Consider the following 20,922-nt stretch of genomic DNA (forward strand, 5'->3'; position numbering starts at 1 on the left):
CAAATAAAAATTACAAGAAACAAGTCTTAGACTTGCTCTACCTCCGGCTAAGCTGCGTGTATTCTTTGAAAGAACTCAAGTTAGAATACAAGAAAATATAAGATAAATAGGGACTCGCTATTTTTAGTTGAGATTTAGAATAAAGCTGAAAATTAATTTGCAAAAAGTTATTTCGAATTGTTATACCCTACATGGGCTCAAAATGGGAATTACAGTTCTAATCTTACTTATTTTCTCTTTCTGTTTAAAAGCAAAAAAGTCTCCTTTTGACGTAAGCTCCTGGCAACAGGTACAACAACCGCATTAGTCAGTGGAGTAAGAATTTCAACCGTTGAAGTGGAACTAATTCCACTTCAACCACAACGCCCATAACAAACACCCCACAACGGCCACAATTCCTGCTCCCCGATAATCTTGCCCACAGTAACAGCCCCTTCAATCAAAGCTCATTCCCGGAAACACAACAGTCATTAGCCCCACTATCACAGGCACCGTTTCCTCTTGGACTATTTCTCCTTCTACTCTACCACCGGAGTAACCAGTCGATGCAACAACGGGGGTAATTACCTGTTCACTGCCAGTCGGGCGCCCTTCCACTTACGAACTTTACAGTGACTGCCTAATCCTGGCGGCAACACTACGTTTACCGTTCCTCTGCAGGTTTTGGGGGGACGGGGGAAAATGTTTGGACGGTGATTAGTGGGGTGAAGTGGACAAGATGTGGGCGTAAATGCAGGAAGCTTTAGTAGATAATACTTCCATTAGCTCAAGTCTTTTCCTATCCGGAAATGTAATGGGTAATATGGACGGAGTTACAAGTCCTGCCTCCTGCAAATCAGGCTTTGTTTATTAGTAAGTATAGTTTGGATGGAACTCGATCATGGACTCAAATGTTAGGAGTTGCAGGTGCGGACACGATCCTGCAAGGGAACTAGAATTGGATGCTAGTGGCAATGTTTATTTATCAGGCTATACAATAGGGTAATCTAGATGGAAATACTGTAGGCTCTGCAAATTTATTTGTGAGTAAATACAATACAAATAACAAAGCAATGGACTAAGCTAAGAGGAGGGATGCATCTACGTTTGGCAATGCAATAGCTGTTGATGGATCAATAGCGAAACTCTTGTGTAACGAGTTATAAGAATGGACCTAGTCTAGATTCATTTTAGCCATCCGAACGGCGGCAATTTTTATTCATTGTCAAGCATATACAAATGGGATCTGGCCGGGTTTTTTTTTAACAGATGGATTAGCCAAACCCGGAGGTGATGGTATAGAAGGTTATGGAATAGCTATCTCGCCTAACGGTAATATTATCGTAGCAGGAATGACTAAGATTACAACTAGATGTGGAACAACAAATGCTATAGCAAGTTAGCCATTTTTATTTTTAATTCAAGCATGTCTTATTCAACTTGTGGAAGTGTAAACAGTGGAGCTGGGTTTGGAATAGCATTGATTCATCTAACAATATTTATGTACAGGTTATTTTACTTCATTCTGCATTTGACTTGGAATCTCCAAAAATTCCTCTGGTTCAAACAATGATGCCTACTTAATTAAATTCATTCCCCTTCTGGAATCAGGCAATGGACTAAAGTCTATGGAGTAGCTGGTGCAACGAATACAAAGGTGTGCAATCACACTTTCAGGATCCAATATTTATATTACGGGTGAAACAAGTGGCAATTTAAATGGAGAAGAACCCTGAATGGCACACAAGATATGTTTATTATGAAATACGATTTACTTTCTGATACAGTAAAATGGACAAGCTAATTGGTGCTGCTGGTGCTGCAACGGTTGGTCAAGGAGTCACATTTGATTCTAACAATACAATGTATGGAGCCGGAACAACCACCGGAGACTTAGGTGGAACAACCAATCCAACCAAACCAAAACAATCCTTATTCATCACTCGATTTGTTCAATAAAATCTAAAGTCTACGAATAAATAATATCTAACTAAACTTTCAAGAATCCCCTTTGCATTGCAAAAAACATCATTGATCTTTTTTAAAACATCACTGATCATTTCTGAAATATCACTGATCTTTTCCATAATTTCACTTATCTTTTTTTAAACTAAGAGCCTTTACTTTCTTAAACGCCAGAATTTTCCTATCGGGGTAACAAGCGTTGCCCTTTCGGAAATGCAGTGGCTACAATCCATCTATCAGCAGGGTCTTTGTGATCCCATTTTAGGTTTTATGCGATATTCGAAATCTTAGAAGAGATAGGAATTTCCTTAAATCCTGATTCAGCAATTGCGCTATCACACCATTGAATCGGCGGGAGGCTAAGAGTAATATGCCCGTGTTTAGCAAGCATAAATATTTCCCAAGAGGTGATGGTGGATAACAAAACTTCTTTTGCATTTTCGATAGCGACTTTAATACGCGTAGGCATTTTACTACCGTTCATATAATAAATAAAAATATGAGTATCAAGTATTAGTTTCAAAGGTTTTCCATTGATCAGAAAAAGAGATTTCTTCCAATTTATTACTATGAATCTTGACACTGCCCTTAAGGCTTAATTGTTTTGTCTTTTCCAAAGAGAAACTGGAACTAAATAAGCAATTGGTTTATTTCCGCTTATGAACAAGTATTGGTTTAGAAAATCTCTCTTGTCATCAAGTAAACGTAAACAGTTTTGTTTGAATTCAGTAATCGTATAATCTTCCATATGTCTATTATAAGTGGTCATTTCAAAAAGTAAACATTTTTTTACTTTCAATCTGCAACGTTATCATTCTTCGTAGCGCATGGTTTGAAGCATCAACAAAATACAAACGAGTTCCGTCTGATGTTATTCCACCTAGATTTCCAAGAAGTGCAGATGCTCCTGTTCCGTCCTGGTAGCCATTAGCCCTGCAATGGTAACTACATCGAAACTAGAAATTTTTACTCTGCGAATTTTTTGTCCTGTGTATTCTGTTATGAATAGATTCTCCGTCTGTTTTTCGATTCCGTGCGGTTCATTGAATTCTGCCACAAGTCCAATTCCATCTGTTGAGGCTGCTACTCCACTTCCTGCGATTGTTGTCACTGCAAAGGAGCGCTCATACTAATCTTACGCAATGTATTACTTCCCACATTCTACAACATATAAATAATTTCCAACGGATACAGAAATCACAGGGTCTATTGAGACTTGCCGTTATACCGTTAGTGCTATCTACAGCAGCGGTAGTTCCGTCTCCCTACATTAAGTTACAACTCCAGAAGAAATGAGATACCTTTTAATCTTATTATTATTTCTATCACTAATATATAAAGATAATTTCCATCTGTAGTAATTCCATTTGGGAAATTAATTCTAGCAACACTTCCAACTCCAATTGCATCTCCTGAGGCTCCTCCTAGTCCAATTAATGTAGTTACCGCCGTGGAGCTAATATCGACTTTGCGAATCATATTGTTTGCTCTATCGCATACAAATAAACTGGTTCCATCAGTTGAAATTTGAATCGGAAAATTAAATCTTGCCGCACTTCCTGTTCCGTCTAACGTTCCCGAAGAGTCCCGCACAGTCCTGCTACCGTGGTTACATTTCCTGTCGCAATTTCATACTTTCGAATGCAGTGATTGCTAGAGTCGGCGATAAATAAATCTTTTCCATTCGAAGTCACTCCGAGAGGAAAGTTAAATCTAGCAGTTCCCCCTACAGCGTCTACATAGCCGGAATTCGAAGTTGTCGGAAGCGAACCAGCTACAGTCGTTACGCTTGCTGCGTTAGCCGCAATCGTAAAGGTGGAAAGAGTAGAAAGGACTTTTCCACCTACTAGATACCCGCCAACACAATTCACTGTAAAACTTACATCCGCTGTTAATGTTCCCGAAAGGGTTCCTCCGTAAAGAGCACACGGGCTTTACCTGTTGGTTGAGATTTGAAGCTCAGCGCAAAATTCGTATTACTCGGTAATATTGCCTATCTTTGTATTATTGTCGAATGTCTTAAAGGAATTTCCACTCGTATCATATACATCTCCAGGAGTATCAGAAGCAGTTAGACCGGTTACATTGACAACTCCGCACTTCCTAAAATACTATAACCCAAATTTGTCAAAGTCACAGTGTATTCCCTCTAGACCCATCTTCTGCTACCAGTGAATAGGTAACTGGATTTTGTAAAATCATTAGTCAATTTCCATTGCTTTGTAAAACTCATTCGCATAAATAGAATTAGCCGTCAATGTCTAAAGTTGCTACTAAATTAGTGAGAGATATACTGGAAGGTAAAACAGCCGTTATACTCAGATCCAGAAATCGTAGCAGTAACAGGTGGAGAAATTTTAAGAAACTGAAAACTCTTTAGATCTTTCGAACTAGAAAGCACAGGAGTTGGGATTGGTGTTATGAAACGGTAGAGGCGTTGTTAGGCAAAGAGAAAAGCGATTTTAATTTTGGACTTTTATCCAAACAAGCCAACCCGAATGCTAGTAGTAATAAAGAAAGAAAGACTTTCATAGTATATCAGACTTCCAAATTAAAAGATATCTTTTCTTCCTTATAGGTTAAACGCTTTAAAAATCGATGTCAAGCAAAACTATTAATAAATAGCACTTAAAAAAAATTACAAAAAAGATTTTTTGACAGAAAACTAAGCTAGACAAAGATACAAACAATTTTAATCCTTTCGTTGAGTCTAATTATCATAACTCTTCTTTCCAATTCGGCTCCCTCAATGCAGAATCCTTTGTAAATTTAAAACGAAATCTAGGCAGTGACTTTATCATTAAAGGATTTTTTCTAGGTTCTGAGCCAGTTGGATTTAGCTCTTCGTTTATTTTTAATTCTATTTTGGATGCCAACTATGTAGGCATTCACTATGAGTTAAATCAAGAGTATGCGATCTACCAGAGAATGCGTTACGATTATATCGAACCCGCCATCAAAAGAAACTGCGGCGAATTGCGATTTGGCAGAACTGCCAAAGAAAACCATTTAAGGATAAATACAAGTATCCGTTCCATTTCTACACTCTTCCCAAATCGTTTGACGAATACGAAATCCAAGCCATCCCCACTACTTACATTCTAAATTCCAAGAATGAAATTCTTTATAGTAAGATGGGAGACATAGTCTGGAGTAAAATTAAATATTAAAAATTACTCTAAATGATGCAGGGTTCGTAAATAACATTGAATTTATTGGGCTTTTTCTCAGTGATCTTTGTGAACTCTCTTAAAAGTTCGATTTTTGCTATCCTAAAATTTGGATTCTTGTGAATTGGATTCATGCACTATTTATTTTTATTTTTTCTATTCGCTCTTTCCTTATTCGCAGATCCAATGAAAAAAGGATATATTTCTAAAACCTATTCGTCTACAGACGGACTGGCTAATAATATCGTTAGTTCCATAGATCAAGACAAGAATGGATTCTTATGGATTGAACCTACGGCGGAATCAGTCCTATGATGGTCGTGAATTCAGAACCTATACTATGAAAGATGGATTATCCTTTGACGCTGTCGCACTGTTTTTTTGCAGACAAAGACAACGATGATGTCTGGGTGGGAACAGAACTCGGACTTACCATTATAAGAAATGGAAAAATTTCTTCCGATCAAAATGAATTCCCATTCTTAAAAGATCTTGAAAATAAAGACATAAGAGCTATTGCCAAAATTGATAAGAATAATTTTCTAATCGGAACCACAGATGGACTCTTCCGAATCAAAGAAAAAGAAATAAGAGGAATTGAAATAACAAAAAAAGACAACAAGTCAATACCAATCCATATACAAGGCAAGCAATGAATCTATCTGGGTTGGAACTAAGAAAGAAGGTCTATTTATCGTTTTGCTAAAAGAAGAGAAATATAAATTAATTTCTGAAAAAGAAGATATAATTGGAATCAATGAAGAAATTGAATCCGAATCAAACGAAAATAGAATTATTGTTTCGTATAGAAATCGCGGATTATACCATTATTCCCCTATTGGAGAAAAGGAAGAAGGAGAAATTTATCGTCCTTATGATAAACTCAATCCTGCACATCGATATTTAATTTGCGAGAATAGGAATAGTGGCGCAAAAGAATTATCCTTTCTTTCCCAATTAGAAAATCCATTCTTAAAGAAGACAAGCATTATACTCAGGGAATATCAAAATGTAAATTCCTGTTTTATTGATAAAGAAAATACGATTTGGGTTGAAACCTATGGCTCCGGCTTAAAAAAATACTATCATAATAAAATCACAAAGTTTTCCGAGATAAAGCAGGGCTTAAATGATCCGAATATACGCTTTATTATAAAGGACTCTAAAAATAGAATTTGGCTTGGAACACAAACAAATGTTACAAAGTTTGAGAATGGTAAATTTACATCCATACTAGAGGCTACGAACCATAAGTCGCTAATTAAAATCAGAGCAATAGTAGAAGATGACTACGGAAGGATTTGGTTTGGGTCAGAAAGTGGTTTATTTTATTTACAGGGGAATTCAATCTATCAATACGAAATTTTTACGAAAGAACTCGAAAAGCCAATTAAAGCCGTATATTCAATGGATAAATTTAAAGACGCGCTGTATGTTTCGGAAGGGAAAAAAATTAGAAGAATCAATTTACTCAATATAAATGAGCAAACCAGAATTGATTACAATGACGAAAAAACACGAGAAGTATTTTGGAGAATCGTTCAAAGCTTAGATGAAAAAAATCTTTATCTACAAAGCTCAGAGCGAATCTTAAAACTAAATAAGGATAATAATAAATTTATTACTCTGTTTAAGAAAGATAGATACATAAAAGATAATAATAAATTAAACAAGATTCAGGTATTTCTTCCTATTTCCGAAAAACATTTCCTCATTGGAGATGATAAACTTGTAATCGACAAAGACGATGTTATTACATTTGTGCTCACCAAGGAAAATGAGCTACCGGACGGGCAAATTGTGAGTATCCTTCCTTATAGGAATGCAAAAAATAAGAAAGAACCCGAAGGTTATTGGATTGGAACTAGCAAAGGATTAGTTCACTACATAGAAGGAAAGAAAGCTGTTCTATACAACAAGAATGATGGGCTAGCTGGAGATTTTTGCAATTTTAATTCCAGTGCGGCTGATGAAGATTATGCGTATATAGGAACGAGCGAAGGACTTTCGATTGTCCCGCACAATACTGAAATTAAAAATGATAAAATACCAAATGTTTATTTTACTAAAATAAAAATCAATAAAGAAGCTCCTAGTTATGATTTCCCAAAAAATGAATTAGAGCACCACCAGAACACAATTCAATTAGATGCAGCCTCGTTAAGTCTAGTCACTTTCGGAGAACAATGAATATGAGTTTGTTCACGTTCAAAATGGAATAGAACAAAATCCTTCTTCCATACAAAGTAGTGGAACCAAAACCTATTACAACCTTCCCCACGGGACACATATTTTTAAAGTTAGAGGGGCAAACAACGATAAGCTCAAGAACGAAGCCTTTCACGAAATTAATATTAGAATCGCCCCACCCTTTTATTTTGATTGGCGCTTCATGACTCCCCTGACTCTACTTGCGTTTGGTTTAATGTATGGTGTCTATACCCTTCGAGTCTATCAGATAAAACAAGAAAACCTAAAACTAGAAGCACTCGTTCAAATCAGAACCAAAGAACTCTTTGCAGAGAAAGAAACATCCGAGCGGCTACTTTTAAATATCCTCCCTAAGAATATAGCAGAGCGTTTGAAAAATGGAGAATCAAATATCGCTGACTCATTCGCACAGGTCACTGTATTATTTGCTGACATTGTTGGATTTACAAAGCTTTCTCAGACTGTAAATCCTGGGGCTAGTCTCTAAGTTAAACGATTTATTCAGTCGCTTTGATAAAATCTCAGTTGATTTAAAAGTAGAAAAAATCAAAACAATTGGAGACTGCTATATGGTAGTTGCTGGCTTACCAGAAATCACTACGGATCATGCTTCCATCATGATCGAAGTCGCAAAACAAATGTTATCCGCTATCGACGATTTTAATAAAATGTATCAGACAACTCTTGCGATTCCATTGGAATAAATACAGGCGAAGTAGTTGCAGGCGTTATCGGAACCCATAAATTCATTTATGATCTCTGGGGCGACTCTGTAAACACTGCCAGTCGTATGGAATCACACGGCGTTCCCAGGAAGAATCCATGTAACAGAAAGCACTTACAACTTAGTGAAAGACAAATACCAATTTGAATCAAGAGGAGTCATGGAAATCAAAGGCAAAGGAAACATGGAGACTTATTTACTTTGCGACTAACAGCTGAAAATCCCCCTTGATCCCCCTTTGCGAAAGGGGGTTTCGGAGTAGTGCATATTTTTACAAATAAGCACCACTTAGAACAAAACCCCCTTTTTTAAAGGGGGACAAAGGGGGATTTGAATAACTAAAAGACCTCCTTCCCAAACTATCACACTTCCTGCATATTGAGATGTTCTAGAAGTATCACCATTGCCTGTAAATATATAGACAAACACTTGCTGGATTGCCCGTTTTACGAGAACGGCTAATGCTAATATGTCGCCTACTACTCCGGCAACGTTTCCTAAAAATATTTTTATTAATGTTATCATAAATATAAATTCCTTAAATGCTACTTGCATTTGATTTATTTGCCACCCTGAGGCTCTCGAATGGGTGACTTATTCGTTTAGAGTCATGGATTCGAGAGCCTCACCATGACATTCTTTTTGTTGCGGTATATTCCTATATTCCCCCTTTCCCAATGAGCAAGGGGTTTCTTTCCATTATGCGCGTTAAGCAAGAATAGATGCATTTCAGTTAAAATAATCTTCGTATGCGGCTAATCGAAAATCAACTGAAATTATTCTTTATCAAATATTTTTTTCCAATAATTACACAGTTCGACAGTTTCGTGGCTCTAATGCGTAATTAAGGCATATTTGCCTTGTAGCACAATTTTCCTTCGACAAGCTCAGGATGACAATGAGGCTAACACTGCTTATACGCTTTGTATAAGCTGCGTATAAGATGACGTTTTATCAAACATAGGGTAGCGATAGGTTCAAACATAGACTCACTATAGGTTCCCTATGCCCCTCTAACCCATATTTGAAATATTAGGAACCCATTCCTACCCTATGTTATGTGCATCGTCTTCTTATACAAAGGTAAAAGGAAACACTTACTTGATAGATTAAATTGGTATAGACGGGAACAGTCATTTGAAATTTTAACAATGTTTAGAAGTCATTGAGATTCAAAACAAAATCGTATTTGCTAAGGAGGACAATGGTTTTTTGAAGCAAAACTTGATAATCTTGACAAATAAAACCTAGTAAATAATCTTAATTTGTCTGGCTGTGCCATTAAAATGAATGAATGGTTTCAATTTAGATTTGGTTTGGTGTTAAAAATGGATTTTCCGGAAATTATAGATAATAAAAATCAAGAAAGAAAATTCGATTATGTTCTGAATCATTTTGTTTTTCAATCGGCGGATCTGATTAGTATTGCTGTTGGATATTTTTATTTCAGTGGATTCCAGCAAATCGCAGATGCTCTAAGTAAAAATGAAAAATTAAATGCAGAAAATTCTTCTACGAAAATTAGATTTATCATTAGTCCCAAGACAGATCGGCTAACGGCTAATATTCTACAAAAAGGAATTCAATTCGAAGAAATTGAAAAATCTGCTATTGCTGAATTCGAACAAGATTTATCTTTTGCAAATCCTTCTTGGGCTGAATATTTAATCGAACTGTTGCAGAAAAAAGTTTTAGAGGTTAAAATTTATACCAAAGATTTTTTTCATGCCAAGGCTTATCTTGCTTCTATTCCTTTGAGTGCCTCAATTAATAGCTATGTTTCGATTGTAGGCTTTTCTAATTTTAGTGTATCGGGGCTAACAGATAACAGTGAGTTAAATCTTGGAAATCGAAACGACCATGTATACAAAGAACTTTTAAAATGGTATGATGATCTATGGGAGAATCATACAGAAGATTTTAATCATAAACTATTGGAAGTAATAGACGCTTCAGGAATTAAAGAACGAAAAGAAACGGATACTCCTAAAAAATTTCTTAGTCCTTTTCAAATGCTTTTATTTTTACTCAAACATTATCTTGGTAAACTCACAGAGGATACTACTCATAATTTTGATCAGTTGGCAGAATTCCAAAGAATCGGTGCAGAAAATGTTTTAACAAAATTGGAAAGATTTGGCGGGGCAATTGTTGCTGACTCTGTTGGTCTTGGAAAGACATTTACAGCAGGAGAGGTAATTCGCCGTTATAGACTTGAGAATAAGAAGGTAATCATCATTTGCCCACCAACCTTAATTGATCAATGGAAAGAAACTATGCTTATAAATTTTGGTGTAGATACATCTACTCATTTGGTTATCTACTCGCAAGGAAAATTTCAGCAATTAGATCCGGCTAAGGTAAGAAGAGAATTTAAAGAAATCGATTTTGATTTAATCGTAATTGATGAGGCTCATAGACTTAGAAATAGAGAAACAGTTCTTTATCGAAACGTAAAAGAGCTTCATCCTCATACCAGAGAAAAGAGAGCGGATGTATTGCTGTTAACCGCTACACCATTTAATAATAGCGTAATGGATTTAAAAAACTTAATAGAGCTTGCTATTTTACCTGTTACATTGACTAATGCAGGTTTTACTCCCAATGCATTTGGGGAGTTTATGAAAATTACTTCGGAACTTCGAAAAGGAAAAACTTTATCGGAATTAAAAGAAAGAGCAGACTTTCAAAGTAATTTAAGTAAAATTCAAGAAATATTAAATGCAGTGATGCTTCTTCGAATGCGCTCTACGATTAAAGAAAAATACGGAAACATTACAATCGCCGGAAAGCCTTTGCAATTCGAAGATCCATCTGTTGAGAAAGTTCAATATAAGTATGAGGATAAACACCATTATCTCTTCAATGAGCTTCCAGGTTTTTTACAAAAACTACATCTTCCTCATATTTTGATTTCGAATCCTGATAGTGGAAAGATGCTTTCTTATTTGTATCTTCTTTTACTGTTCAAAAGAATTGAATCAAGTATCTATGCTTTTTATGAATCCTTGCTAAATATAATCGCAAAAGAAGAAGCCTTGGATAAGGCGCTAGATACTGGCGGAAACTTAGACGAGATTATCAAAAACTACAATGCAAATCTAAAAGGGGATTTAACAGAAGAGGATACTTTTGATTTGTTCACAGATGAAAAAGTAGACAAAGAAGAACTGGAAGAATTTTCAAAAGATGATTTAAAAAATTGGATTAGGGAAGATTTGACTCTTATTCAGGAATTCATTGACTCTCATATCAAGCCTTTATTTAAAGATCCAAAAGAGCCTCTGAGCTTAGAAGATCCTAAAATATTTGATTACATTACACAACTAAAAGGAAGATTTAAAAAATGCCTTACCTTTACAGAATACAAAGCAACGGTTCGATACATTGACTTTCATATTAAAAAGTCTGTATCCAATCAGGAAATTTCAATTCGACATGAGATGGTGAGTGGTGGAGATAAATTCTTAAATGATAAACTAAACCGTTTTGCTCCTAAAGGTAGAAAGGTTAGTGAGGATACTTATCATTCGCCTGAATTTCAAGAATTAGATTTGCTTATTTCTACCGATGTCCTTTCAGAAGGTGTTAATTTACAAGATGCTGATTTACTGATTAATTATGATTTGCCTTGGAATCCAATGCGGATTGTTCAAAGAATAGGTAGAGTAAATCGAATTGGTTCTGAAAATAAAATTCGTGTATTAAATTTTATTCCGGATGAAATTCTAAACGACTTCATTCAACTAGTAGAGATTCTTACTTCTAAGATCAGCCAAGTGTCTGTGCTCTTAGGAAAGAAATGGCGATTCTATCAAGCAGCGACGAAGAAATTACGCCACAAACAATAGGAGAAGAAATTCAAAAAGTAAGAGGCGCTAAGTCTGCATCCGAGGTAGAATCTCTTTCTAGGAAAACAGAATTATTCCGTAGAATCGAAGGAGAAACAGAGGAAGATTTCTTTCGTTTGAAATTACATTTATCTGCTAGAGAAAACCAAGTCAGAAAAGAAGATTTTAAATCTGGATTTTTCAATGATGGAGCGAATAGTAGTTATTACACCATTCTAAACAAAGAACCTAAAGCACTTTTACCAGTTATATGAAATTCAGGAGAGCATGGAGATAGAAGAGATTTACTTTCTCGGTTTTGGTTATATACAACAAATGATGGAACCATCAAAGAGAAACATCCTGATGAATTTTTGACGATAGACGCTATACAAAGAGATGGATATTCATTGTATGAAGTTAGTAATAAAGAAGAGTGTAAGACTTTGGATAAGAAAATTTCTGTGGAATATGAGAGATTACTTTCTGAAAAACGAGAAATCAATTCCGTAAGAAATGTAAGTCGTCGCATAACGCATATTAAAGGTCGTCAAATGGATGTGCTGATTCTCTTACAAACTCTACTACATAAAGAACAAACTCTTACCGGAAAATCTTTTACCGAAGTAGTGTTAGCCATTCGCCCCGATGGAAAAGAAATTTTAGAAGATACACTGAGCGTATTACAAATTCATCAATTGAATGCAGAGCAGATTAACAAATTAAATAAAGCAATTGATAAGAAGAATTTAAAATTATCTCATTCGATTAATCCATCTCAGTATAAAGATGTTGCAGAAATGCTTTTCGGTTATTATGAAGATGTTATTTTATCCGATTCCATGATTCGTGGGTATTTGTATAAACCGGTAGAGATTAATGGACGGTTGCTTGCGAGTATTTATGTTTAACAATAAAGTTAATTCTAAATCCCCTGCCCCCCTTTGCGAAAGGGGGTTTTGTTCTAAAATATATTTTTCGTATTTCTTATCCTATTCGTCTAAAAATTCCATCTACCTCGACACCCCTTTTGCAAAGGGGGACTAAGGGGGATTTAAGAATATAAAGTATGCTTCCTTACAACAAGAACTCAAAAGATAAAGCACGTAAGTTAAGACGAAACATGACTCTTGCGGAAAAAAAGATTTGGTATGAACTTTTAGCAAAGGATGGATTAAATGGATTAAGGTTTCTACGGCAAAAGCCCATTAGCCAGTATATAGTCGATTTTTACTGTAATGAGTTAAAGTTAGTGATCGAAATTGACGGTGAATCCCATTTAGCCGAAGGCGCAATGGAATATGATGAAGATCGCACAAAAGTGCTAAATAGCTATGGAATTGAAGTAATTCGATATTCTAATGAAGAAATATTAAACCGCTTCGATAATGTGGAAATGGATTTGAAAAAGAAAGTGAATGAAAGAAAACAAATATTAACCAAAGAAGGAAACCTATGCTAACCAAAGAATCATTTTTAGAAACTAAAAACATTGACAGCGTTTACAACCTGTTTGCCGGACTTGGACTAAAATGTCACAAGACAGAGGATGGACTTGATGTTGAGATTACGGATGATGGAAATGATTTTGTAGAAGTGCATATCGTTTCGGATACCGCAGATATTGAAAAGAAGTCCAGAAAGTTTCGTTATGGTTGTTATTGTCGATTGTTTATTTCAAGTGATTACGAATACTGGACGTTTACCCGTAAGACGATGGAAGATGGAATTCGTCTTCATAAATATAGATTTTCTAAGAATCGAATCAGAGAAAATGCAAAGGCGATTCCTTTACAAAAACTTTCTTCTTTAAAATTCAATGATCTAAAAAGTTTTGATGAACTCTTCGAGCGAAAGGACATTACGAAGAAATTCTATGATGATTTTAAAAAGTTAATTGATGGATTCATAAAAGAAATTAAGAATATAAAAGACCCGGAGCATACAAGATGGTATGCGTCTGTATTAATCAACCGGTTACTCTTCATTTACTTCATCCAACACAAAGAACTTCTAGGAGAAAAAGATACTAGCTATCTTTCCAATAAACTAAAAGAATTTGCGAAGAGTAAAAAGAATAAATTCTACACAGACTTTCTTTCTAAACTTTTCTTTGAAGGATTTTGCAAAGAAACAAACTCTGCCCGAAAGAAATTGAAGAAGTTCTAGGAAAGATTCCATACTTGAATGGTGGGCTTTTTCAAAAGCATAAATTAGAAATTCTCTATCCAAATATTGAAATAGCAGACAAAGCATTTGAAAAAATCTTTACTTACTTTGATGCGTGGTCTTGGGATTTAGATGAAAAGAAGGACACGGCAGAAAATGAAATTAACCCCGATGTATTATGTTATATCTTTGAGAAATTTACAAACCAAAAACAGATGGGCGCGTATTATACAAAGGAAGATATTACTGGCTATATTTGTAATACACAATCATCCCTTGGCTCTTAGAGAGAGCAAATGAATCTAAGTCCATGCAATCTTTCTTTACAAAATTACTCCAAGCAGATCCAGACAGATACATCTACAGTGCAGTATCGCATGGGTGTAAGTATGATTTACCGACAGAAATTTCGAAAGGCATAAAAACTGTCTCGGCTAGAACGAATTGGAACACGCAAGCTCCCGAACAATTTGGATTACCCACAGAGACATGGAGAGAAGTAGTTGCGAGAAGACAGAGATATGAGGAGATAAAAGAAAAAATTTCCTCAACCACAATAAATATCAATGACCTAATCACATTAAATCTAAACATCATTCAATTTGTTTTAGATGCGATAGAACAAGGGGAATTGGAGTTTGTGCAAAGTCTATACAATGCAATTCGGTCTATTACAATTCTTGATCCGACTTGTGGTTCCGGCGCATTCTTGTTAGCCGCTCTGAATATTCTAGAAGATATTTATGAAGCATGTCTCAATCGTTTAGCTGAACTAGATGCAAAAAATCCTGCGATTCAAGAAGCATCTTCTCATGCGAATTGGAAATACTTTATCTACAAATCCATTATCCTAAACAATCTCTATGGTGTAGACATCATGGAAGAAGCAGTCGAAATCTGCAAACTCCGTTTATTTCTAAAACTTATTTCGCAAGTAGAGAGCGATGATAATTCTCCGAACTTAGGTATAGAGCCATTACCCGATATCGACTTCAACATCCATGCGGGTAATACCCTGATAGGATATACAAAATTAGAAGACATAGAAAAATCCCTCCTCGGAACATTAAACTTTTACGGGAGCGAATTAAAAGAAATCCATAAGAAAGCAGGTGATATAGATGTAATCTACGATACCTTCCGTAAAAGACAATCCGCAGAATCAGGCGAGAACTCAAACGATGAACCAATCCAAACAATCAAAGAGCGCATCAACTCTGAAATGAAACTCTTAAACGACAAACTAGACCGCTTCCTCGCTATCTCCTACAATATCTCCGAAACAGAATACAAAGACAAAAAGAAATACGAAAAAGATTTCGTAGCTTGGAAGCTAACGCACTTGCCTTTTCATTGGGTAATCGAATATTACCGCATCATGAAGAATGGTGGCTTTGATGTGATAGTGGGTAATCCGCCTTCTGTGGAGTATAAAGATGTTAAAGAGCAGTATGAAGTTAAAGGCTACGACACATTAGACTGTGGGGACTTGTATGCGTATTCAATAGAAAGGAGTTCCTTTTTAACAAAGCATTCAATCGGTATGATTGTTCCGATTTCCATCTTTGGCACTGATGGATTTAAAACACTCAAAGATCTTATGCTTAAAATGTATGCAGGAACATGGATATCATTTTATTCAAACCGACCGTCACAGATTTTTGATGGCGCGCAAAAAGACTAACTATCTTTATTAATTCAAAGAAAGGAAATAAAGAAATTCATACGAGTAAATATTTTCGTTGGTATAATCAAGAAAGAAATGCTTTACTCTATTCAAAGTTATCTTATGGTTCCAATGAAAAGTATTTTTCTCATTTCGAAAATTCTTTAGAAAAAATAGGAAATGAATATGATAGAAACATTTATAATAAACTTATTTTAATTAAATCAAAGATAAAAAATTTTGTAGTCGAGAATGAAAAAAATGTTGTCTATTATACGAGAAAATTTGGATATTTCTTATCCTTCCTTGATTCGATTCCTACAATCACAAATCTTAAAACAAAGAAAACCGTGCTTCCTTCAGAATTGAAATCTATGAGTTTTGCTTCAGAAAGTGATATGCACATAATAATAGGATTACTTTCCTCGTCCTTATTTTATTGGTATTTTCATATTCTTTCGGATTGTCGAAATCTAAATAAACGAGAAATCGAATCATTTCCTATTAAGCTAAACGATTTTTCGAATTCAGATAAAGTTGCATTAGTTGAGCTTTCAAAAAAATTAATGAAAGGTTTAAAAGCAGATTCAACGTTTATGACAAAAAGTGGATTGTCTATTGAAAGCTTTCATTATCAAAATAAAAAACCCATCATTGACTGCATAGACCGCGTGCTGGCAAAGCATTACGGATTTACGGAAGAAGAGTTGGACTATATAATCAACTATGATATAAAGTATAGAATGGGGAAGGAGTTGGAGGGTAATGATGATTAGCTTTTTAGGGGTAAAAATCCCCCTTAGTCCCCCTTTGCAAAGGGGGTTTAGGAGTAGTAGGATTTTTTAGAGAAATAGATTTACGATATAAAAAGAATATACGTTAGCACAGAACCCCCTTTCGCAAAGGGGGTTTAAGGGGGATTTCAAGATTCCAAACCCATCATTGACTGCATAGACCGCGTGCTGGCAAAGCATTATGGGTTCACAGAGGAAGAGTTGGACTATATCATCAACTATGATATAAAGTATAGAATGGGGAAGGAGTTGGAGGGTAATGATGATTAGCTTTTTAGGGGTAAAAATCCCCCTTAGTCCCCCTTTGCAAAGGGGGTTTAGGAGTAGTAGGATTTTTTTAGAGAAATAGATTTACGATATAAAAAAATATACGTTAGCACAGAACCCCCTTTTGCAAAGGGGGTTTAGGAGTTGTGGGATTTTTTAGAGAAATAGATTTACGATATAAAAAAAATACGTTAGCACAGAACCCCCTTTCGCAAAAGGGGGTTTAGGAGTTGTGGGATTTTTTAGAGAAATAGATTTACGATATAAAAAAAATACGTTAGCACAGAACCCCCTTTCGCAAAGGGGGATTAAGGGGGATTTCAAGATTCCAAACCCATCATTGACTGCATCGACCGCGTGCTGGCAAAGCATTATGGGTTCACAGAGGAAGAGTTGGATTATATCATCAACTATGATATAAAGTATAGAATGGGGAAAGAGTTGGAGGGTAATGATGATTAGCTTATTAGGAGTAAAAATCCCCCTTAATCCCCCTTTGCAAAGGGGGTTTAGGAGTTGTGGGATTTTTTAGAGAAATAGATTTACGATATAAAAAAAATATACGTTAGCACAGAACCCCCTTTTGCAAAGGGGGATTAAGGGGGATTCCAAGAACAACAAGCATTATTAAAAAACAAATTCGTGAAGTATAAGCCTACCTCCTCCCCCCATGATGCCCATGACCAAATCCGCCGTGATGGTGTCCATGACCGAAGCCACCGAATCCTCCATGATGGTGACTAGGACCAAAAGAATGAAATTTTGGAACATTAAAATGAGGATTGGCTACTGCCCCGGACATTGGTTGCCCGTAGCCTCCATATCCATAATTTCGATAACCTGAATCGTAAGGATATTGGCTATAGGGATAAGATTGATTATAGTAATTCCTATTCTGGTAGTAATCTACTCTGTCGTTGTAGTCTCTTTCGAGACTTGCACAATTGAATAGGATTAAAATCCCGATTGCGATTAGAGTTGGTTGCAAACTATTTGGAAGTTTCATATCCGCCTCCCCTAATCTTTAGACTCATGGATTCGAAAAGAAATGCATAAATCATTGAGACTACAAATCTCTTGACTCTAGTCATTGTCGATTTAGTCTGACATAAAATCTAAATACTTCTACTCTTACTGTGTCTATTTCTCGCGAAAGTGGACTTTAACAGAACTAAGGGTTAACCCAAAGGAGACAATTATGCGAGCGTATGAAATTACGTCTATCATTGCTGAGGGCTCTCAGTCACTCATAGACGAAACTAAAAAAGCCATTCAGGATATTTTAACTAAATATTCTGCTGAGATCACTTCCGAAGAAGACTGGGGAATCAAAAAGCTCTGGTATGCAATTGCAGGCCATGAATCTGGATTTTACACACATATTAAGTGTAAAGCAGATGCAAAGTCCATCGAAAAGATTGAGCGTGAATTTTTGCTCAACCAAAACATCCTAAAAGCACTCGTCATCAAGGCATAATCTTATGGCAAATGACCTAAATCGGGTTACTCTCATTGGACGACTCACAAGAGATCCAGAAATTAAAACCGTCGGCGGCACATCGGTTTGTAATTTCAGTCTTGCGACGAACAGAACCTATGTTTCAAACGGAGAAAAAAAAGAGGAAACTCATTTCTTCGATTGCGATGTATGGGGAAAGTTAGCTGACGTGCTAAAGCAATATGCGACTAAGGGCAAACAACTTGCCATAGAAGGCAGACTGCAACAATCTGTTTGGGATGCTCCCGATGGAAAGAAAAATAGCAAAGTCAGAATCAGAGTCGAAAACTTCCAACTCCTCGGTGGCAACACTGGCGGTGGTAGTGCCAACGGGGCTAATAGCTCTTACTCACAACAAGAAGTTCCGATGGAAGCCTATGATCCAGGTTATGCCTCAGATATCAACGAAGACGATTCCGTTTTTTAACAACTTAATACCAAGAATAAAAGGACTAATACTATGTCAGAACTAGACAACAAAGACATTCAACAAGACTACCCAATCAAAGAAAAGATCTATAATAAACGCGACGAAGATGATGAAGATGATGATAAAAACTTCCGCGGAAAAGATGGCGAAGGTAAATACCCAAAGAAAAACGCAAAATACAAACGTAAAGTTTGTAAATTCTGCGCTGATAAAACTCTTGCAGCTACACTTGACTACAAACGAGTTGATATGCTAGAAAGATTTATCACTAACCGTGGTAAAATTCTTCCAAGAAGAATCACAGGCACTTGTGCGAAACACCAAAGACAATTAGTAAGAGAAATCAAAAAAGCAAGATCTATTTCTCTCTTACCATTTAGAGTAATATAAGGAGTAACCACATGAAAGTTATTTTACAAAAAGACGTTTCCAACTTAGGCGATGCTGGCGATCAAAAAGAAGTTGCTGATGGTTATGCAAGAAATTTTCTTCTTCCAAATAGACTTGCTATTCGTGCAAACGAAGGTTCCGCAAAAGTTATTGAGCACCAACGCAAATTAGCCGCTGTCAAAAAAGACAAACGCGTTAAATCTATGCAAGAAATTGCAAAGGCAATCGAAAGCAAAGAGCTAGTAATCCTTGTAAAAGTCGGTGAAAACGACAAACTATTTGGATCTGTTACTTCCCTCGATATTGCAAATGCGCTCAAGAAAGAAGGAATCGAACTCGACAAACGTAAGATTGAAATTCCTGAACACATCAAAGCACTTGGTAGTTACCAGGCTAAAGTTAAACTTGCTGATGGAGTAACATCTAGCATCAAAATCAAAGTAGAAAAATCAGAGTAGTCGTATGAACTCCGATCCTCTTTATGAGTTAGAGTCTGAAAAGTCCTTTTTAGCTTCTATACTTTTAAAGGGGTCGCCGGGCGTAAACGATCTACAGATCGAGCCCGAAGATTTTTATCAAGACCTTCACAAAAGAATGTTCGCATCTATGAGAGAACTCGTAGATGCGTCAGTCACCATAGACCCAATCTCACTCACCAACCACTTGCGAGAAACTTCTCGTTTCCGCGACGAAGCAAAAGACCAGGAATATATTTTTGCACTCTACCGAGATGCTGTTGTCATTCAGCCTCTTAGCTATTATGCAAAGCGAATTAAGAAATATTCAGATCGCAGAAAGTATATCAAAGTTCTTCGCGACTCCATTGAAAACATAAATGCAGAGCAAGAGGATAACGAGGGATTATTCACTCGTATCGAAGGCGAGCTTGCAAAGATTTCCCGTGCAGTCCAGTCCCGTGGGCTTAAGCTTGTCAAAGACGACAAGGCTGATTTAATTGACTATGTTCAATTGATGTATGAAACCAAGGGAGCAACGAGTGGACTTCGCACTCATTTTGACGGCTTAGATGAAGTAACCACTGGACTCAAGCCTCACGAATTAATTATCATTGCAGCGCGTCCCGGTTTGGGTAAAACAACATTTGCCCTAAATATTGCGTCTAACGTCGCAATCAAAGAAAAAAAGATTGTAGCTATTTTCTCCCTTGAGATGAGCCGCATGGAATTACTCATCAAAATGATTTGCGCAGAAGCGCGAATCAATTCCAATAATTTAAAAACAGGTGCCATACATCCGAGTGATCAAAAGAAATTACTCGACTCAATTATAAAAGTTACATCGGCTCCTATTTGGATTGATGATGCAGGCGCACTTTCGATTTGGGAATTTAAAAGTAGAGTTAGACAGTTGTTAATCTCTACCCCACTCTCTCTCATTGTAGTCGATTACTTGCAACTCATGAATGATCCAGGAGTAAAAGAAGGCAGACAACAAGAAGTAGCCTCTATTTCTAGAAATTTAAAACAAATGGCGAAAGAAGCCAACTGTCCAATCATTGCACTCTCTCAGATGTCGCGAGCTGTAGAGCAAAGATCCAAAGAACAAAAACCGCAATTGTCTGATTTACGAGAGTCCGGTGCCATTGAGCAAGATGCGGATATCGTTGCGTTTATTTATCGAGAAGACAAAGTCAAAGATCCAGATGAAATTCCAGAAGACCAAAAGAACAAGGCAGAAATCATTATCGCAAAAAACCGCGCGGGTCAAACGAAAAGCTTTCAACTAGCATTCACCCCAGAATACAGCCGCTTTGATAATCTCAGCAGCGGTTAAAAAACAATTGAAAAAAACAACCCTTGACTAAAATA

26 protein-coding genes and 2 pseudogenes are annotated in these 20,922 nt (G+C 36.3%); 20 read left to right on the top strand and 8 right to left on the bottom strand.

Annotated elements, in window-relative coordinates; all coding sequences use genetic code 11:
- Positions 1 to 435: 435 nt before the first annotated feature.
- Positions 436 to 597, bottom strand: coding sequence for a hypothetical protein (locus IPH52_16170; protein MBK7056547.1), 162 nt, complete (start codon positions 595 to 597; stop codon positions 436 to 438).
- Positions 598 to 1,770: 1,173 nt separating this feature from the next.
- Here IPH52_16170 and IPH52_16175 point away from each other — a divergent pair.
- Positions 1,771 to 1,938 carry a hypothetical protein gene (locus IPH52_16175; protein MBK7056548.1) on the top strand — a complete coding sequence of 56 codons (168 nt, stop codon included), beginning with the start codon at positions 1,771 to 1,773 and terminating at the stop codon, positions 1,936 to 1,938.
- A 274-nt stretch (positions 1,939 to 2,212) separates the two neighbouring features.
- On the opposite strand, the gene IPH52_16180 is transcribed toward IPH52_16175, so the two are convergent.
- The 5 genes from IPH52_16180 to IPH52_16200 all read right to left on the bottom strand — a co-directional run bounded on the left by IPH52_16180 (position 2,213) and on the right by IPH52_16200 (position 3,815).
- Positions 2,213 to 2,467, bottom strand: coding sequence for a PIN domain-containing protein (locus IPH52_16180; GenBank protein MBK7056549.1), 255 nt, complete (start codon positions 2,465 to 2,467; stop codon positions 2,213 to 2,215).
- Positions 2,468 to 2,539: 72 nt separating this feature from the next.
- On the bottom strand, positions 2,540 to 2,713 hold the full coding sequence (locus tag IPH52_16185; protein ID MBK7056550.1) for a hypothetical protein: 174 nt from the start codon (positions 2,711 to 2,713) through the stop codon (positions 2,540 to 2,542).
- A gap of 111 nt (positions 2,714 to 2,824) precedes the next feature.
- On the bottom strand, positions 2,825 to 3,055 hold the full coding sequence (locus IPH52_16190; protein MBK7056551.1) for a hypothetical protein: 231 nt from the start codon (positions 3,053 to 3,055) through the stop codon (positions 2,825 to 2,827).
- A 164-nt stretch (positions 3,056 to 3,219) separates the two neighbouring features.
- Complete coding sequence (locus IPH52_16195) at positions 3,220 to 3,537, bottom strand: hypothetical protein (GenBank protein ID MBK7056552.1); 318 nt, start codon at positions 3,535 to 3,537, stop codon at positions 3,220 to 3,222.
- On the bottom strand, positions 3,513 to 3,815 hold the full coding sequence (locus IPH52_16200; protein MBK7056553.1) for a hypothetical protein: 303 nt from the start codon (positions 3,813 to 3,815) through the stop codon (positions 3,513 to 3,515). The genes IPH52_16195 and IPH52_16200 overlap by 25 nt, the downstream gene beginning before the upstream one ends.
- Positions 3,816 to 4,809: 994 nt before the next feature.
- Here IPH52_16200 and IPH52_16205 point away from each other — a divergent pair.
- The 6 genes and pseudogenes from IPH52_16205 to IPH52_16230 all read left to right on the top strand — a co-directional run bounded on the left by IPH52_16205 (position 4,810) and on the right by IPH52_16230 (position 8,260).
- Positions 4,810 to 5,049: a hypothetical protein gene (locus IPH52_16205; protein ID MBK7056554.1), complete on the top strand. Its 240-nt coding sequence runs from the start codon at positions 4,810 to 4,812 to the stop codon at positions 5,047 to 5,049.
- Between the two features lie 197 nt (positions 5,050 to 5,246).
- On the top strand, positions 5,247 to 5,429 hold the full coding sequence (locus IPH52_16210; GenBank protein ID MBK7056555.1) for a hypothetical protein: 183 nt from the start codon (positions 5,247 to 5,249) through the stop codon (positions 5,427 to 5,429).
- Positions 5,430 to 5,473: 44 nt separating this feature from the next.
- Complete coding sequence (locus tag IPH52_16215) at positions 5,474 to 5,770, top strand: hypothetical protein (protein MBK7056556.1); 297 nt, start codon at positions 5,474 to 5,476, stop codon at positions 5,768 to 5,770.
- Positions 5,771 to 5,813: 43 nt separating this feature from the next.
- Positions 5,814 to 7,304 (top strand): hypothetical protein, encoded by a 1,491-nt coding sequence (locus tag IPH52_16220; protein ID MBK7056557.1) that lies wholly within the window; start codon positions 5,814 to 5,816, stop codon positions 7,302 to 7,304.
- 28 nt (positions 7,305 to 7,332) lie between these two features.
- Positions 7,333 to 7,476: pseudogene (locus tag IPH52_16225) on the top strand (hypothetical protein).
- Between the two features lie 30 nt (positions 7,477 to 7,506).
- Positions 7,507 to 8,260: pseudogene (locus IPH52_16230) on the top strand (adenylate/guanylate cyclase domain-containing protein).
- Between the two features lie 77 nt (positions 8,261 to 8,337).
- Here IPH52_16230 and IPH52_16235 read toward each other — a convergent pair.
- Complete coding sequence (locus tag IPH52_16235; GenBank protein MBK7056558.1) at positions 8,338 to 8,574, bottom strand: hypothetical protein; 237 nt, start codon at positions 8,572 to 8,574, stop codon at positions 8,338 to 8,340.
- A gap of 761 nt (positions 8,575 to 9,335) precedes the next feature.
- Here IPH52_16235 and IPH52_16240 point away from each other — a divergent pair.
- The 8 genes from IPH52_16240 (at position 9,336) to IPH52_16275 (ending at position 16,490) form a co-directional block, all read left to right on the top strand.
- Positions 9,336 to 11,900 (top strand): DEAD/DEAH box helicase family protein, encoded by a 2,565-nt coding sequence (locus IPH52_16240; protein ID MBK7056559.1) that lies wholly within the window; start codon positions 9,336 to 9,338, stop codon positions 11,898 to 11,900.
- Complete coding sequence (locus IPH52_16245) at positions 11,852 to 12,154, top strand: hypothetical protein (protein ID MBK7056560.1); 303 nt, start codon at positions 11,852 to 11,854, stop codon at positions 12,152 to 12,154. Before IPH52_16240 ends, IPH52_16245 begins: the two co-directional genes overlap by 49 nt.
- Before the next feature lie 99 nt (positions 12,155 to 12,253).
- Positions 12,254 to 12,790: a hypothetical protein gene (locus IPH52_16250; protein ID MBK7056561.1), complete on the top strand. Its 537-nt coding sequence runs from the start codon at positions 12,254 to 12,256 to the stop codon at positions 12,788 to 12,790.
- 158 nt (positions 12,791 to 12,948) lie between these two features.
- On the top strand, positions 12,949 to 13,341 hold the full coding sequence (locus IPH52_16255) for an endonuclease domain-containing protein (GenBank protein ID MBK7056562.1): 393 nt from the start codon (positions 12,949 to 12,951) through the stop codon (positions 13,339 to 13,341).
- Positions 13,335 to 14,048, top strand: a complete 714-nt coding sequence (locus IPH52_16260; protein MBK7056563.1) for a hypothetical protein — start codon at positions 13,335 to 13,337, stop codon at positions 14,046 to 14,048. Before IPH52_16255 ends, IPH52_16260 begins: the two co-directional genes overlap by 7 nt.
- On the top strand, positions 14,003 to 14,335 hold the full coding sequence (locus tag IPH52_16265) for a hypothetical protein (GenBank protein MBK7056564.1): 333 nt from the start codon (positions 14,003 to 14,005) through the stop codon (positions 14,333 to 14,335). The genes IPH52_16260 and IPH52_16265 overlap by 46 nt, the downstream gene beginning before the upstream one ends.
- Positions 14,336 to 14,358: 23 nt before the next feature.
- Positions 14,359 to 15,732 carry an Eco57I restriction-modification methylase domain-containing protein gene (locus tag IPH52_16270; protein ID MBK7056565.1) on the top strand — a complete coding sequence of 458 codons (1,374 nt, stop codon included), beginning with the start codon at positions 14,359 to 14,361 and terminating at the stop codon, positions 15,730 to 15,732.
- 380 nt (positions 15,733 to 16,112) lie between these two features.
- Positions 16,113 to 16,490 carry a hypothetical protein gene (locus IPH52_16275; GenBank protein ID MBK7056566.1) on the top strand — a complete coding sequence of 126 codons (378 nt, stop codon included), beginning with the start codon at positions 16,113 to 16,115 and terminating at the stop codon, positions 16,488 to 16,490.
- 940 nt (positions 16,491 to 17,430) lie between these two features.
- On the opposite strand, the gene IPH52_16280 is transcribed toward IPH52_16275, so the two are convergent.
- Entirely contained in the window at positions 17,431 to 17,781 is a 351-nt protein-coding gene (locus IPH52_16280; GenBank protein MBK7056567.1) for a hypothetical protein, read from the bottom strand.
- 192 nt (positions 17,782 to 17,973) lie between these two features.
- Between IPH52_16280 and IPH52_16285 the strand changes: the two genes are divergently transcribed.
- From IPH52_16285 to dnaB, 5 genes are read left to right on the top strand one after another with little or no spacing between them, the layout of a single operon-like run.
- Complete coding sequence (locus IPH52_16285; GenBank protein MBK7056568.1) at positions 17,974 to 18,252, top strand: 30S ribosomal protein S6; 279 nt, start codon at positions 17,974 to 17,976, stop codon at positions 18,250 to 18,252.
- Between the two features lie 4 nt (positions 18,253 to 18,256).
- Complete coding sequence (gene ssb / locus IPH52_16290) at positions 18,257 to 18,700, top strand: single-stranded DNA-binding protein (GenBank protein MBK7056569.1); 444 nt, start codon at positions 18,257 to 18,259, stop codon at positions 18,698 to 18,700.
- 33 nt (positions 18,701 to 18,733) lie between these two features.
- Positions 18,734 to 19,093, top strand: a complete 360-nt coding sequence (locus tag IPH52_16295) for a 30S ribosomal protein S18 (protein ID MBK7056570.1) — start codon at positions 18,734 to 18,736, stop codon at positions 19,091 to 19,093.
- Positions 19,094 to 19,104: 11 nt separating this feature from the next.
- Positions 19,105 to 19,551, top strand: coding sequence for a 50S ribosomal protein L9 (locus IPH52_16300; protein MBK7056571.1), 447 nt, complete (start codon positions 19,105 to 19,107; stop codon positions 19,549 to 19,551).
- Positions 19,552 to 19,555: 4 nt separating this feature from the next.
- On the top strand, positions 19,556 to 20,887 hold the full coding sequence (gene dnaB / locus IPH52_16305) for a replicative DNA helicase (GenBank protein ID MBK7056572.1): 1,332 nt from the start codon (positions 19,556 to 19,558) through the stop codon (positions 20,885 to 20,887).
- Positions 20,888 to 20,922: the final 35 nt, after the last annotated feature.

The organism is Leptospiraceae bacterium (assembly GCA_016708435.1).
Lineage (GTDB): Bacteria > Spirochaetota > Leptospiria > Leptospirales > Leptospiraceae > UBA2033.

Bases quoted from the DNA above. Each gene is read 5' to 3' on its own strand.
- IPH52_16270 (MBK7056565.1), top strand. From the start codon at position 14,359: ATGCAATCTTTCTTTACAAAATTACTCCAAGCAGATCCAGACAGATAC.
- IPH52_16245 (MBK7056560.1), top strand. From the start codon at position 11,852: ATGGCGATTCTATCAAGCAGCGACGAAGAAATTACGCCACAAACAATA.
- IPH52_16280 (MBK7056567.1), bottom strand. From the start codon at position 17,781: ATGAAACTTCCAAATAGTTTGCAACCAACTCTAATCGCAATCGGGATT.
- IPH52_16300 (MBK7056571.1), top strand. From the start codon at position 19,105: ATGAAAGTTATTTTACAAAAAGACGTTTCCAACTTAGGCGATGCTGGC.
- IPH52_16275 (MBK7056566.1), top strand. From the start codon at position 16,113: ATGCACATAATAATAGGATTACTTTCCTCGTCCTTATTTTATTGGTAT.
- IPH52_16285 (MBK7056568.1), top strand. From the start codon at position 17,974: ATGCGAGCGTATGAAATTACGTCTATCATTGCTGAGGGCTCTCAGTCA.
- IPH52_16255 (MBK7056562.1), top strand. From the start codon at position 12,949: ATGCTTCCTTACAACAAGAACTCAAAAGATAAAGCACGTAAGTTAAGA.
- dnaB (MBK7056572.1), top strand. From the start codon at position 19,556: ATGAACTCCGATCCTCTTTATGAGTTAGAGTCTGAAAAGTCCTTTTTA.
- IPH52_16240 (MBK7056559.1), top strand. From the start codon at position 9,336: ATGAATGAATGGTTTCAATTTAGATTTGGTTTGGTGTTAAAAATGGAT.
- ssb (MBK7056569.1), top strand. From the start codon at position 18,257: ATGGCAAATGACCTAAATCGGGTTACTCTCATTGGACGACTCACAAGA.
- IPH52_16295 (MBK7056570.1), top strand. From the start codon at position 18,734: ATGTCAGAACTAGACAACAAAGACATTCAACAAGACTACCCAATCAAA.
- IPH52_16175 (MBK7056548.1), top strand. From the start codon at position 1,771: ATGGACAAGCTAATTGGTGCTGCTGGTGCTGCAACGGTTGGTCAAGGA.
- IPH52_16235 (MBK7056558.1), bottom strand. From the start codon at position 8,574: ATGATAACATTAATAAAAATATTTTTAGGAAACGTTGCCGGAGTAGTA.
- IPH52_16210 (MBK7056555.1), top strand. From the start codon at position 5,247: ATGCACTATTTATTTTTATTTTTTCTATTCGCTCTTTCCTTATTCGCA.
- IPH52_16185 (MBK7056550.1), bottom strand. From the start codon at position 2,713: ATGACCACTTATAATAGACATATGGAAGATTATACGATTACTGAATTC.
- IPH52_16260 (MBK7056563.1), top strand. From the start codon at position 13,335: ATGCTAACCAAAGAATCATTTTTAGAAACTAAAAACATTGACAGCGTT.